Origin of the sequence: Bacillus sp. UMB0728 (genome assembly GCF_002858875.1) — a bacterium.
GTDB lineage: Bacteria > Bacillota > Bacilli > Bacillales > Cytobacillaceae > Bacillus_AB > Bacillus_AB infantis.
This window is the reverse complement of the sequence record NZ_PKLA01000003.1, coordinates 393,105-406,939: the sequence shown is the minus strand read 5'-3', so window position 1 is coordinate 406,939 and position 13,835 is coordinate 393,105. Positions and strand designations below refer to the sequence as shown.

15 protein-coding genes are annotated in these 13,835 nt (G+C 45.5%); 13 read left to right on the top strand and 2 right to left on the bottom strand.

What is annotated here, in order from left to right; translation table 11 throughout:
• Positions 1-76: 76 nt before the first annotated feature.
• Positions 77-661 (top strand): ECF transporter S component, encoded by a 585-nt coding sequence (locus tag CYJ37_RS13075; RefSeq protein WP_022544148.1) that lies wholly within the window; start codon positions 77-79, stop codon positions 659-661.
• Positions 662-884: 223 nt separating this feature from the next.
• On the opposite strand, the gene CYJ37_RS13070 is transcribed toward CYJ37_RS13075, so the two are convergent.
• Entirely contained in the window at positions 885-1,133 is a 249-nt protein-coding gene (locus tag CYJ37_RS13070; protein WP_009794805.1) for a ferredoxin, read from the bottom strand.
• A 311-nt stretch (positions 1,134-1,444) separates the two neighbouring features.
• Between CYJ37_RS13070 and CYJ37_RS13065 the strand changes: the two genes are divergently transcribed.
• The 12 genes from CYJ37_RS13065 (at position 1,445) to CYJ37_RS13010 (ending at position 12,810) form a co-directional block, all read left to right on the top strand.
• Complete coding sequence (locus CYJ37_RS13065; RefSeq protein WP_009794806.1) at positions 1,445-2,509, top strand: helix-turn-helix domain-containing protein; 1,065 nt, start codon at positions 1,445-1,447, stop codon at positions 2,507-2,509.
• On the top strand, positions 2,487-3,986 hold the full coding sequence (locus CYJ37_RS13060) for a RecQ family ATP-dependent DNA helicase (protein ID WP_101550202.1): 1,500 nt from the start codon (positions 2,487-2,489) through the stop codon (positions 3,984-3,986). Before CYJ37_RS13065 ends, CYJ37_RS13060 begins: the two co-directional genes overlap by 23 nt.
• Positions 3,987-3,995: 9 nt before the next feature.
• Positions 3,996-4,622: a CPBP family intramembrane glutamic endopeptidase gene (locus tag CYJ37_RS13055; protein WP_009794808.1), complete on the top strand. Its 627-nt coding sequence runs from the start codon at positions 3,996-3,998 to the stop codon at positions 4,620-4,622.
• On the top strand, positions 4,600-5,322 hold the full coding sequence (locus CYJ37_RS13050; RefSeq protein ID WP_101550200.1) for a LysM peptidoglycan-binding domain-containing protein: 723 nt from the start codon (positions 4,600-4,602) through the stop codon (positions 5,320-5,322). Before CYJ37_RS13055 ends, CYJ37_RS13050 begins: the two co-directional genes overlap by 23 nt.
• A gap of 529 nt (positions 5,323-5,851) precedes the next feature.
• Positions 5,852-6,310 (top strand): YpbF family protein, encoded by a 459-nt coding sequence (locus tag CYJ37_RS13045; RefSeq protein WP_094767139.1) that lies wholly within the window; start codon positions 5,852-5,854, stop codon positions 6,308-6,310.
• Positions 6,311-6,432: 122 nt separating this feature from the next.
• Complete coding sequence (locus tag CYJ37_RS13040; protein ID WP_022544146.1) at positions 6,433-7,065, top strand: CBS domain-containing protein; 633 nt, start codon at positions 6,433-6,435, stop codon at positions 7,063-7,065.
• A gap of 57 nt (positions 7,066-7,122) precedes the next feature.
• Positions 7,123-7,500: a hypothetical protein gene (locus tag CYJ37_RS13035; RefSeq protein WP_022544145.1), complete on the top strand. Its 378-nt coding sequence runs from the start codon at positions 7,123-7,125 to the stop codon at positions 7,498-7,500.
• A 27-nt stretch (positions 7,501-7,527) separates the two neighbouring features.
• Complete coding sequence (locus CYJ37_RS13030; RefSeq protein WP_009794814.1) at positions 7,528-8,310, top strand: metallophosphoesterase; 783 nt, start codon at positions 7,528-7,530, stop codon at positions 8,308-8,310.
• A gap of 100 nt (positions 8,311-8,410) precedes the next feature.
• Positions 8,411-9,316 (top strand): MerR family transcriptional regulator, encoded by a 906-nt coding sequence (locus CYJ37_RS13025; RefSeq protein ID WP_022544144.1) that lies wholly within the window; start codon positions 8,411-8,413, stop codon positions 9,314-9,316.
• Between the two features lie 137 nt (positions 9,317-9,453).
• Positions 9,454-10,041: a genetic competence negative regulator gene (locus CYJ37_RS13020; protein ID WP_022544143.1), complete on the top strand. Its 588-nt coding sequence runs from the start codon at positions 9,454-9,456 to the stop codon at positions 10,039-10,041.
• Positions 10,042-10,410: 369 nt separating this feature from the next.
• Entirely contained in the window at positions 10,411-11,688 is a 1,278-nt protein-coding gene (locus CYJ37_RS13015; RefSeq protein WP_009794817.1) for a Glu/Leu/Phe/Val family dehydrogenase, read from the top strand.
• A 150-nt stretch (positions 11,689-11,838) separates the two neighbouring features.
• Positions 11,839-12,810, top strand: coding sequence for a YpdA family putative bacillithiol disulfide reductase (locus CYJ37_RS13010; RefSeq protein ID WP_009794818.1), 972 nt, complete (start codon positions 11,839-11,841; stop codon positions 12,808-12,810).
• Between the two features lie 36 nt (positions 12,811-12,846).
• Here CYJ37_RS13010 and CYJ37_RS13005 read toward each other — a convergent pair whose 3' ends face one another.
• A complete protein-coding gene (locus tag CYJ37_RS13005) occupies positions 12,847-13,824 on the bottom strand; it encodes an asparaginase (protein WP_101550587.1) in 978 nt (325 codons plus the stop codon).
• Between the last annotated feature and the right edge of the window lie 11 nt (positions 13,825-13,835).

The following is a 13,835-nucleotide window of genomic DNA, read 5'->3' as shown; positions in this document are numbered from 1 at the left end:
TTCAATGGCACTGGCTTTTTTTGCCGAACCTTTCTTCTTTAGGTGAGATGGATCCTAAAAAGGAGAGAGGAACAACATGAAGAAATTTTCTATTAAAGCTTTGGTTTCAATTGCAATGCTGAGCAGCATATCATACGTACTGATGCTGCTGAATTTCCCGATACCGCCGTTTCCGAAATTCTTAATGATTGACTTCAGCGACATACCTGCATTGATTGCTGCGTTGATCTTTGGTCCGGCTGCAGGGATACTTGTGGAATTATTTAAAAATGTACTGGATTATTTTATGACAGGAAGCGCCACCGGTGTACCGGTAGGACATTTGGCAAACTTTGCTGCCGGAATCCTTTTCGTGCTTCCAACCTATTATATCTACAATAAACTGAGGACGAATAAAGGCATGACAGCTGCCCTGGTCATTTCAACCTTCATCATGGCAGTGCTGATGAGCATCCTGAATTATTTCATCATTTTGCCTGCCTATACGCTGTTCCTGAACATGCCTGCCATGTCAGCGCCTGAAACGCGCACAATGGTTGTAACAGCCATCCTGCCGTTCAACATCGTAAAAGGCCTGATCATCACCGGGATCTTCATGCTTCTGTTTGCCAAAATGAACCCATGGATCAATAAGCAGTCTGCATACCGCAGTGCTGCATAAATAAAGGAAAAACTGCAGCCTGCACTGCAGTTTTTTTTATGTGCAAATTTAAAGTCAGGCAAGAGAAAGAGCGAGAAGAGCCTGAATCCTTAGGATGCAGACAGTGAACACCTTGTCCTGCGGCAGCTTTTGCAAGACCGATTTCCTAAAGCATGCCTAGTGTCCGGCGGGAGACAAAACATAAAAAAACAGCCTCGAAAAGGAGGCTGTTTTTCAGTTTCTGCTATTCAAATTTAAGGGCATCGCCCTCAAACGGCTCATCCGCAACTTTGATGGAATCAGTGGGGCAGCCTTCAAATGCATCCATCATATCGTCTATTAATACATCAGGAATTTCAACGATGCCTTCATTTTCATCAAGTGTAACAAATGCAATGCCTTCATCATCATAATCATAAATATCTGGAGCAGCAGCTCCGCATGCGCCGCATGCAATACATGTTTCTTTGTCAACAATTGTATACTTTGCCATGTAAAAAACCTCCCAATCAATTAACCGAAATAGTCGCCGTTTCCGCTTTCTGCCGTACGGAAACTCTTTCCTCATACACCTATTGTAAGTGTGCTTTCTTTACTTTTCAATAGAAAATGTATTGAGAATGCTTATCACATCAGGGTTTGCAACATTTAATACCCTGTGTGCATGTTTTAAAACAGCCTGGTTATTTCTAAACATGTTAAAATAATATAAAGGAACAGGCTGCTTAAAAATGTAATATATATTGCCGCTTTAAAGTGTTATATTAGCAAAAAGGCTAAAAATATACAAGCAAGGTGAATTTTATGCCTATTAACTATCTGCAAATGATTATTTTATACTGTCTGGACAAGCTGAACGGCGAGAGGACCATCTATTCGATCTATCATCTGCTGAATGGAAAAAAGTCATCGCAGACAATTCAGGATGCCCATCTATTCCAGCTTGGCGCTTTATTCCAGACTTGCCCTTCACTGGAGAGGGCTGATCTTGATGAGAAGATAAAGCATCTGGAAAAACAAGGCTTGATCCAAGAGAAGGAAGAGCTTCATTACATGGTCACAGACGAAGGAGCTTCAGCCCTTGCTGCCCAGCTGCAGAAAACGCCAATTCCATCATCATTGAATGGGTGGAAGCTTCATGACAAGTCTGCCCTTTTTTGGGAGAGGCTGTCGCTGCTCGTTCAGGTGGTTTCCCAGCTTAGCCATAATAATTCACATTATATTCCGATCCAAAGAAGAAGGGCCGCCCATATTTGGCTGAAAAAAGCCCTGCGCGAAGCGAAGATGGATAAAAAGGCCCTCGCTGCCGGACTTTATGGTGAGCTGGAGGCTTTGCTGGAATCATACAGAGAGACCGATCCTTCTATCATTGTCCTAAGGCTTACTGGTGCCGGCCATATTGGCCTGACATCTGAACAGGCAGCTGAGGCTATGAATTTTGACAGCGATTATTACCGGTTCTGCTTTCTGTCCATCCTGCACTATCTGATTGTTCGCATCATGGAAGATCGCAGCAGCTTTCCTGTCCTCCGGTTATTATTTACCGGCGAAGAGTCATCCATTCCGCTGACACAGTCCGCGCAGAAGACGTATATGATGCTGAAGCAGGGTGTTTGCCTGGACAAGATCATTCAGGCAAGGGGACTTAAAAGAAGCACAATAGAAGACCATATTGTAGAGCTGGCTCTGAATGTAGAGGGGTTCAGCATCGATCCCTATGTACAGGCCGAAAAGCAGGAACTTATCAGGAGTGCAGCCATGAATGCCGAGTCACGGCAGCTTAAGCATATCAGGCGGCTGGCAGGCGGTGCGGAGTATTTTGAAATAAGGCTGGTGATGGCCAAGTATGGCGACGGAAATGATGCTTGAAAAAGAGCTCCATAGATATTTCGGCTTCTCATCTTTTAGAAAAGGGCAAAGGGAGGCCATTTCCTCCATCCTGGATGGACGGCATACACTGGCAATGCTTCCGACCGGCACAGGGAAATCCATCTGCTACCAGCTGCCGGGCTATTTGCTTGAGGGCACTGTTCTCATCGTTTCGCCGCTCCTTTCCTTGATGCAGGACCAGGTAGAACAGATGAAGATGAACGGTGAAAAAAGGGTCGTTGCACTCAATTCATTTTTAAGCTTTGAGGAAAAGCGCTGGGCTTTTGACAGCCTTCAGAGCTTTAAATTCATCTTTATTTCTCCTGAAATGCTTAATACAGCTTCTGTGCTCAATATGATCAAGAAGCTGAGGATTGCATTATTTGTAGTAGATGAAGCCCATTGCATTTCACAGTGGGGCTATGATTTCAGGCCGGATTATCTTCGCCTTGGCGAAACTAGAAAACAGCTTGGCAGTCCGCTGACACTGGCACTGACAGCTACCGCGACACCCGAGACAGTAAATGATATCATTTCAAGGCTTGAGGTGGAAAGCTGTGAGCAGGTCATTTCTTCTGTGGACAGGCCCAATATCAGCCTGACTGTCGAGAAGCACAGCGGCTACCAGGCAAAGGCATCAAGGCTGCAGGAACTTGTTCAGCTGTTCAGCGGACCGGGGATTATATATTTTTCCAGCAAGAAAATGGCCGAACAGGCAGCTCTGTCTCTAAAAGAGAAATGCTCAAAAAAGGTGATGGCCTACCATGGCGGGATGGATCAGGAAAGCCGTATCCTGATCCAGCAGCAATTTGTAAACGGCCAGATTGACATTGTTTGTGCCACAAGTGCTTTCGGCATGGGGATCAACAAAAGCGATATCCGTTTTGTTGTCCACTTCCATATGCCTCTCCAGCTGGAGTCCTACCTGCAGGAAATCGGGCGGGCCGGAAGGGATGGCAAAGCAAGCGCCGCCGTCCTTCTTTGGGCGCCGGGTGATGAGCAGCTGCCCCTGCAGCTTGCTGAAGCTGAGCTTCCTTCTGAACACCAGGTTGATTACGTTTTCTCCTTGCTTAAAACGCAGGGGCTTGGCGCTTCAGAGCTGTCAGAGAATGAAAAAGAATTCCGCCTGCCTGCAGGGCTGACCGACATTCAGTGGCGGGTGCTGACCGAGCTTTCTGACAGGCTGCGGGATGAGGGAGCGGACAATCTTCCTGGCAGGATCAATGAGTTTCTCCGCAGAAGGGTCCTTATAAAAAACGGGCAAATTGCGGAAGTGGGCCGCTGGATCCATTCGAAATCATGCCGTAGGGAAAAAATCGCAGAATATTTTCAGGAAGGCAAAAAGCCTGAAAATCTTTCCTGCTGCGATATTTGCGGTCTGGATCTGGAAAAATATTTTGGACAGGCAGAGGAATCTTCCGGACTGGCCAGTGCTGGCTGGAAAGAACTCCTTGCCGGAATGCTAATCAATAAGTGAGCGATCATAATGAAAAAAAAGCATATGGAAATAATCAAGGAATTATCCGATAAAGACCTCTTGTTCCACTTGTATGCAACACAGCTGCTGCTTCTTGCGATATCCGCGATTCTTGGCTTTATATTATTTAATGATTTTTCTTCCTTTTTCGACTTGTTTTTTTGGGAAGATTTAAATATTTTATATATAGGGGCAGGTGCCGGAATTGCGGTTGTTCTGGCAGACCTGCTGTTGATGAAAATCGTTCCTGCTTCATACTATGATGATGGCGGCCTCAATGAACGGATATTCCGGAACCGGAACCCTTTGCATATTGCTGTCATTGCAGCTATTGTCGCTTTTTGTGAAGAGCTGCTGTTCAGGGGGGTCATTCAGACTCACTTCGGGCTGCTGGTTTCAAGCATTATCTTTGCAGCTGTCCATTATCGCTATTTATTTAATTGGTTCCTGTTTGTCAATATTATTGTATTGAGCTTTTTAATCGGGATCATTTATTTAAAGACAGGCAATCTAGCTGTCACGATCGTAATGCATTTTCTGATTGATTTTTTACTGGGCATCTCCATCAGATATCGGAAGCAGGACAATATAGAGGAAACAGGAAGGGATTTGGATGAACAGAGAGGATCCTTATAGAGACCAGGCCGAACGCCTGCGAAAGAAAATAGACGGCGGTACAGAACAAAAGGACAGAAAGAAAGAAGCGCTCCCCCCGAGGAGCAGCCTTCACCATCAAAAGAAGAAAAAGACTAAATGGAAGCTGAAATATCCGGTCATGAGCCTGCTGGCCATCTTCTTTATTCTGCTGCCCATTGCAATATTCAGCATATACACCTCCATGGACAATGAGCCTGGCGGAGAGGCTGCAGAAGCAAGCAAGACGAGCTACGAGACGGTGGACTTTGGCGAGACTGCCGATGAGCCGGCGGCAGCAGGGGAGCAAACGGCGGAAGAGGAGAAACAAGCTGCAGCTGGCGAAGAGCAGGCAAAAGATTTAAATAAAGATACCGCCCAAGAAGAAAAACAGGATTCAAGCACTTCAGAGCTGGAGAAATCATCTGATGCAGCGGCTGTTGAAACTGGTGCGAAAGAACCGGAAAATACAGCAGATAAAGAAAAAGCTGCCGGTGAGGTCCAGGCCAAGCCCGCACCTGAACAGAAGGAAACCTCTGGAGGGTTCGTTACACACACAGTACAGCCGGGCGAAACGATGTTCAGAATTTCAATGAAATACTTCAAGTCACAGGACGGGATAGAAATCATCAGGCAGGCAAACGGTCTGTCCGGCAATGAAATCCACGTGGGACAAGTATTGAAAATACCGCAAAACCAGTAATGCCGGTACCTTGAAGGGCCGGTTTTTTTGTTGTTTGCAGCGAATTGGAACCTTCTGTGCGGACAAAAGGAGTCAGAGGGTTTTAGTGAAGCGGACTAAGACCCTCTGTGCGGGAAAAAGAGAAACAGAGGGTCTTAGTGAAGCGGACTAACACCCTCTGTAAGGAAAAAAGAGAAACAGAAGGTCTTAGTGAAAGGGACTAGCACCCTCTATGCGGGAAAAAAGGGAACCAGAAGGTCTTAGTGAAGCGGACTAGCACCCTCTATGCGGGAAAAAGAGAAACAGAGGGTCTTAGTGAAGGGGACTGGCACCCTCTGTGCGGGAAAAAGGGAACCAGAAGGTCTTAGTGAAGCGGACTAGCACCCTCTGTAAGGAAAAAAGAGAAACAGAGGGTCTTAGTGAAGGAGACTGGCACCCTCAGTTATTTACAATGCGTCTTATGCTTGCCGGGGCTGACCAAGCGCCATCCGCCTTTCGATAGAATATCCCCCCGGACAAACTCATATAATGGCAGGGGAGGGGGGATTGTATGGAAACAACAATTCAAATGCTGGATGAGCGGACAGATCAGGCTGCAAGGCAGATGCTGCAGAAGGTAGTAGAGCGGAAACGCAAGTTTGACAAATACAAAGCCAGACATCTTGCAGTCATGTGGGCAGGGGTTTTTGTGTCCTTTTTTTATCTGATTTATTTATATTATACGGTTATGGAACCCTATTCGTATTCGTTTGCTAGCATGTTTTCCGCCTTCGCATCGAACAGCGCCAATCTTTATTTGCTCTTTTTAGCAGGAGGTCTTTACGGGACAATGAATCTTTTTAAGGAGAAAAAGGACAAGGCTGAAAAGGAATATCATGCACTGCGATGCGAAATCGTGGACAGAAGCAAGGATCTCTGGAAAAAGGAAGAGGAATGGAAAAACCGTCATATCGTATTCGAAATGATGAAAAAAAACTATGATATTAATCTTTACCATGAAAATAAATAGCTGGGAAAAGATCAGCATCACAGAATTGCCTTTAATTAAAAATAAGACACCCTAAAATAAAGGAATCTGGCAGAAAACAGGGAATATATATGGATGTCAGTTACTTTTTTGGGGGGATGGCCATGTTTGTCAAAAGCGTTATGATTCCTAAACACTCGTGCTATACGATAGGCTCCGATGAGACGCTGCAAAGTGCTCTTGAGCAGCTTGAAAAGCATCAGATCGACGGCCTGCCGGTGCTGGATGGAGAGAAATATGCCGGCATCATCACAAGGTACGGAATTTATGAAAGCTATTTTAATTCCAATCAGGAAAAAGAGACATATTTAGAAGGGACAAAGGTCAGGGACATTGCGGATCATAGGGAAGTGGTCCTCCGCGGCAATGAGATTTTTGAAAGGCTTCTCCTTGACCTTAAAGACTTCCCGCTGCTTGCGGTTGTGGATGCATCAGGCAAATTCCTCGGCGTTGTGACCCGCTTCGATGTTATGGTCCAGTTTCAATCGGCATTTGGAACCAACCGTCCCGGGGTAAGGATTGCTTTTACATCGGTCGAAACAGAGGGAAGGATTGCCAGGCTTTCCGAAATTGCCAGGCATTTCCATGAACATATCATTTCTCTAGTTACATTTGACGAAACAGATAAGCTGGTCCGCAGGATCGTCATGAAAATAGAAAAGAAAGATAATATTGATAAATTCATCAAGAAACTGGAGGAATCCGGATTCAGGGTGTTGGATATTCATGAAGATTAGATAAGTAAAGCACAAACACTGCCCTCTTTCATACATTGGTGTGGGAGGGATTTTTTTGTGCTTTTCTTTATGATCAGGCTGCTGTCGGGTTTTTTCAGCGGCTTTCTATTTATGATTTGGCTGCCTGTTTCACTTCCGGCTAAGCCTGGTGCGGCACTGGCACAGCTGCTTTTAAGCCCCGGGGAATTCCTGGCAGCTGCATTTGCCTTCAGCATCAGCTTTATGAGTTTTGCCTCATGCCTGAAAGCGGGACTTGAAACCGGAAGGCGGCTGGATGGCAGGGCAGCGTCAGGGTTTGTGGCCGCAGCCGGCATCACAGCTTTGCTGGTCTGCTTTCTGGGATTATTTTTTATGGGGTTTTGGAAGGCATTCCTGCTTTTCATTTTTTCCTTTTTATATGGTATTATTTCTATAGACTTTTACCGGAAGCGGTAAAAACAGATTGTTACTTTGGGAGCGGGTATGGACATTTATATTTTTGCAATCATCATAATCCTCGTGTTAATTGGAACCTGCCTCCTTGGCTATATGGCAAAAGAAGCCTTTCAGGACAGGGTCATACATAATGAACTGGAGTTTGAAGATTTCCCGGCAGGGTTCGGAAGCGTCACAATTTTCTTCATTTCCGATATCCACCGCCGCAAAGTTTCAGATAAGCTGCTGGAACAGGTCAAAGGGAAAGCAGACTTGGTTATAATAGGCGGAGATCTGGCTGAAAAAGGAGTGCCCTTCTCCTTAGTGAAGGAGAATATTGAAAAACTAAAAACAGTCGGTCCGGCTTACTTTGTCTGGGGCAATAACGACTATGAGCTTGATCATAGGGAGCTGGATGCGCTCCTGCTGGAAAGCGGTGTTAAAATACTGGATAACACAGCTGTTTCTTTCGAAGCAGAAAATGGGGATACCATGATCCTCATGGGTGTGGACGATGTCGGGAAAGGGAGGGACCGGCTGGATCTGGCTCTTCAGGATGCCGGGCCATCAGGCTTCAGGATCCTCGCCTGCCATAATCCTTCCATCATAGGGAAGATTGAGAAAAGACATGAAATCCGGCTGGTATTAAGCGGTCACACCCATGGAGGACAAATACACATTCTAGGTTACAGCCCTTATGAAAAAGGGAAAGTAAAAACAATGGACAGAGCAACTCTGCTCATCAGCAATGGATATGGAACTACTGCGCTTCCTTTGAGGCTCGGTGCCAGGGCGGAAACCCACTTAGTCCGTCTTGGCCGTAAAGGCTGATTTAACAAAGGGTATCCATAGCCTATACAAAGTTTACACACATCCTAAGGGTACCTATAATGGATGTATGGAACTGTACGCTGTAAACGGAGGATAATAAATGGCCAATCAAGAAGGAAAATATAACATCAAAGCTGTCTCTAAGATGCTCGGCATCCAGCCGGGCACCTTAAGAGCCTGGGAAAGGCGCTATCAGATGGTCGCACCTAAGCGGAACGAATCCGGCCATCGCCTTTATACAGAAGAACATGTCAAGACGCTGAGATGGCTGCTCAGTAAAATCGATCAGGGATTTACAATCAGCCAGGCAGTATCCCTGCTGGAAAATAATGTACTTGAATCAGACCCTGAAGCTCCAGCGGATGGAGGGAATCATGCTGAAATCCTGGGGGACAGGCTCCTTGATGCATTGCTTCAATTCGATGAATCCAAAGCACATGATCTGATTAATCAGGCATTCAGTTTATATACGATTGATAAGGTTCTGGTTGATATACTGGGCTCTTTATTGGTCAAGATAGGAGACTTATGGGAAAGAGGCGAGATTACCACTGCCCATGAGCATTTTGCTTCTTCTATCCTGCGGTCAAGGATCGGCATCATCCTCCACTCTTTTCCCCATAATTCAATCCTGCCAAAGGCAGTGGCTGTGTGCGGGCCAAACGAGTGGCATGAATTGGGCTTGCTCATTTTCACGCTGTTCCTGAGGAGGAAGGGATTTGAAGTTGTGTATCTTGGTGCCAGCATTGCCGAAAAAGACATTGATGTGGTCATTGAAACAGTGAACCCCAAATTTCTGTTCTTTTCTTGCACTATGAAGGAGAACCTTCAAGGAACGCTTGAATTAGCTGAGAAACTGTATTCGGAGCATTCAGGACTGAGCATCGGGCTCGGAGGTTTTGCAGTGGAGCGGATGCCGCGGGAAAAGAAAGACAAATATGCCTCCTATATTTTAGGGAATAGTAAAGATGAATGGGAACGCTGGGTAAAGGAACAAATGTCCTGAACAAAATACGAATCGGCCTGATCAGTCAGGTCATGCATCTTCGGCTGAAACCGGCTGAATAAATAGTAAGACGACTCACCATCTTTTATAACCTTCATACACTAAACTAAGAGTTGGTCACGGCAGGGGGCATTGTCATGCGCTTGGAAAGGTTAAACTACAATAAAATCAAGATTTTCCTGACTTTAGATGACTTAACAGAACGGGGCCTGACAAAGGAAGATATTTGGAAGGACTCCCTTAAATGGCATCAGCTTTTTCATGAGATGCTCGAAGAAGCCAGTGATGAATTTGGTGTAGACATTCAGGGTTCTGTCGCGGTGGAGATATTCTCCATGCAGGCCCAGGGCATGGTAATGATTGTGACCATGCAGGAGCAGGAGGATGAAGAAGAAGAAGACTTTCTTCTTTCTGAAGGCTTTATTGACATGCAGGTTGTAATTGATGACAACGAAGATCTCCTTTTTGTTTTTAATGATGTGGAGGATGTCATCCAGCTTTCCACAAGGCTGGCCGGTATGGGATTGAGTGGCGGAAATCTCTATCATATGGAGGGTCGCTATTACTTATTGTTCGATGATATCCTGGCAGAAGATGCTGAAAAGCTCGCCAGTATGCTTGCTGAATATGGAAGCACATCCCTTATCACCCGCTGGAGGCTTCTGGAGTATGGCAAGGAAGTCATTGCGGACAGCGCAATTGAAACTCTGAGCCGCTATTTCTGAGAATACAAAGGCTGGAAGATGCTCTTTGTTTGAATGGAACCATTTTCCCGGGAGAATACAATAGAAGAAGACAGGTTGGGATTTTATGATGACAGCCTGTCTTTTTGTGCGTCCATAAACTTTTTTGCTATAGCTTTGAGCCCATTTTTCAGATATCGTAAATATGGCGTTTTTTTTACGCGAATAAGGGAAAAGTGTTAATGTTGAAATAACTGAAAATTCCCATTATATCAGCGTTGACAGCGTTTTCAACAAGTAATCAAAAAATGCCGAAAAGTGCATTTTTCTTCTTGCATAAATCAAACAAAGGTGTATACTATGTCATGAATACGGACAAAATGCAAAGTGATTTTTTTAGGAGGTTTACAAATGGTAGCCGAGAACGGTACTGGAAACACAAATAAAGAAGACAAACATGACGTTTTAAAGTCAACTCAAACTGTTATTCATAAGGCTCTCGAAAAGCTTGGATATCCTGAAGAGGTATATGAACTGCTGAAAGAGCCGATCCGCATGATGACAGTTAAAATACCTGTCAGAATGGATGATGGGTCTGTTAAAGTCTTTACTGGCTACCGGGCACAGCATAATGATGCTGTTGGGCCGACTAAGGGCGGCATCCGCTTCCATCCGGGAGTAACGGAAAAAGAGGTGAAAGCCCTTTCCATTTGGATGAGTCTTAAGTGCGGCATCGTCGATTTGCCTTATGGCGGCGGAAAAGGCGGGATTGTATGTGATCCCAGAGATATGTCCTTCCGTGAGCTGGAAAGGCTCAGCCGAGGCTATGTCCGTGCAATAAGCCAGATTGTGGGTCCTACCAAAGATATTCCGGCTCCAGATGTATTTACCAACTCTCAAATCATGGCTTGGATGATGGACGAATACAGCAGAATAGATGAATTTAACTCTCCTGGCTTTATTACAGGAAAACCGCTTGTACTAGGGGGCTCTCATGGAAGGGAATCAGCAACTGCGAAAGGCGTCACCATCTGCATCAGGGAAGCTGCCAGGAAGAAAGGCATCAACCTGCAGGGAGCGCGCGTCGTTGTACAGGGCTTCGGAAATGCCGGAAGCTTTCTTTCCAAATTCATGCATGATGCCGGTGCGAAGGTTGTGGGCATATCTGATGCCTACGGCGGCCTGCATGATCCCGAGGGGCTTGACATTGACTATCTGCTTGACCGCCGTGACAGTTTTGGGACGGTAACCAAGCTTTTCAATAATACAATTACCAACAAAGAGCTATTGGAACTGGATTGCGATATCCTTGTTCCTGCTGCCATCGAAAATCAAATTACCGAAGAAAATGCCCATAATATCAGGGCAAGCATCGTAGTCGAGGCTGCTAACGGGCCTACTACCCTCGAAGCAACCCAGATACTGACAGAAAGGGGCATCCTGCTCGTGCCGGATGTTCTGGCCTCTGCAGGGGGAGTGACCGTATCTTACTTTGAATGGGTTCAGAATAACCAGGGCTATTACTGGTCTGAAGAAGAAGTGGAAGAAAAACTTGAGAAGATCATGTGCAAATCATTCAATAATATTTACGATACGGCACAGACAAGAAGAGTGGACATGAGGCTTGCTGCATATATGGTTGGCGTCCGCAAAACAGCTGAAGCCTCCAGATTCCGCGGCTGGGTGTAAGAAGAAGCTCATATCATTGAATGTTTCAATAAAATCTCCTATCATAAATTGATGGGAGATTTTTTTTCCGATGTGAAGGATAAATATAAAGGAGTCCCTGCCTGTCAGACGGGGAAAAAAAGAGAATGCTTAAGTAAGGAGCGCTGACATATGAAATCGGAAGATGCGATTATTATAGGAGGAGGCCCCTGCGGACTTGCAGCAGCCATTGCGTTAAAGGAAGCGGGAAAGGAACCCCTTGTGATTGAAAAAGGAAACATTGTCAATGCCATCTATCATTATCCGACCCATCAGACTTTTTTCAGTACGGCTGAAAAACTTGAAATCGGAGGGGTGGCTTTTGTTACAGAAAATTATAAGCCGCAGAGGAACCAGGCCCTTGTGTACTACAGGGAAGTGGCAAAGAGGAAGCAGCTTAATATCCGTGCGTATGAAAAGGTCCTTGGAGTCACGAAGGACCAGGAAGGCTTTGTCGTCCAGACGGATAAAGGACAATATACTGCTCCGTATGTAATTATTGCGACAGGCTATTATGACAACCCGAATTATCTTGATATACCAGGGGAAGACCTTCCCAAGGTTTTTCACTATTTCAAGGAAGCCCACCCTTATTTCAATAAAGATGTAGTGGTGATTGGCGGAAAGAACTCAAGTGTGGATGCAGCCATCGAGCTTAACAAAGCGGGTGCGAGAGTAACAGTTTTGTACAGGGGAAGCCAATACTCCCAAAGCATCAAACCGTGGATTTTGCCGGAATTTGAATCACTTGCACGGTCAGGCCAAGTGAAAATGGAATTTGATGCAGAAGTGAGAGCAATCACCGAGACCCAAGTCATTTATGAAAAAGAGGGCAGGCAGGAAGCGGTAAAAAATGATTTTGTTTTTGCTATGACAGGCTACCATCCTGATCACACCTTCCTTAAAAAGATGGGGATTGTCATTGACCCCGCATCAGGACGGCCGCATTACAGTGAAGAAACGATGGAAACAAATATTGAAGGAATCTTTATAGCGGGCGTGATTGCAGCGGGCAATAATGCAAATGAAATATTCATTGAAAATGGCCGCTTCCATGGCGGGATCATTGCGGAAGCTATAAAGAAGCGTGAATCGGACAGCTGAATATGAAAGGGGCACCGCAACCGGTGCCCCTTTTCATTATACTTGGAAAAGCCTTTCAATATGCTCCATTTCATCAGTGAGGGTCAGCGCGATCAGCAGTTTCAGGCGTGCTTTCTGACCGTTCAGGCCGTTTGAAAAAATGACTCCAAGCTCTTTCAGCTGCTTGCCGCCGCCCTCATAGCCATATACATCCTGGGCAATCCCATTGAAGCATCTGGATACAAGGACAACGGGTATATTGGCTTCTATCAGGCTTTGAACCCCAAAAGCTGCTGCAGGCGGAAGATTGCCCTGTCCAAGCGCTTCAATGACCACGCCATCCATCTGCAGGTCTTTAATTGCCATCAGCAATAAGGAATCCATTCCGGCATGCGCTTTTACGAGCACGACCTTTTTGGAAACATCGGATATCTGGTAGCTTTCTTTGGTGAGTGGCGAGTGGTGAAAGAGCACCCCCCTCTTAGTGACAATCCCGATCGGTCCATATTGGGGACTTTGGAAAGTTGAGACATTGCTGGTATGGGTTTTAGTGCAATTCTCCGCTGTGTGGATCTCATCATTCAGAACAACCAGTACCCCTTTATTCATAGCCTCGCTGCTTACAGCCACCCTCAGTGAGGCTATCAGATTATACAGGCCGTCCGATCCTATTTCATTGCTTGACCGCATGGCACCGGTAACAATCACAGGGATTGGCGCCTGGAGGGTAAGATCAAGAAAATAAGCTGTTTCCTCGAGCGTATCCGTTCCATGGGTGATGACTGTTCCGTCTATTTTCCCAGTCTGGTAGTGCTTGTCTATTAAATCCCTTAGTACAAGCATTTCTACTGGTGTAATATGCGGTGAAGGCAGATGAAAAGGCTCTTCAACTATGATATCGGCCAGTTCAAACAGCTCATTCGTTTTATCTGTCATAGGATTCTTTTCTGTAGGTACGACGGCACCGGTTGAAGCATCTTCACTCATTGAAATCGTGCCGCCTGTATGGATGATGAGTATTTTTTTCTTTGTCATTTCTATAGCCT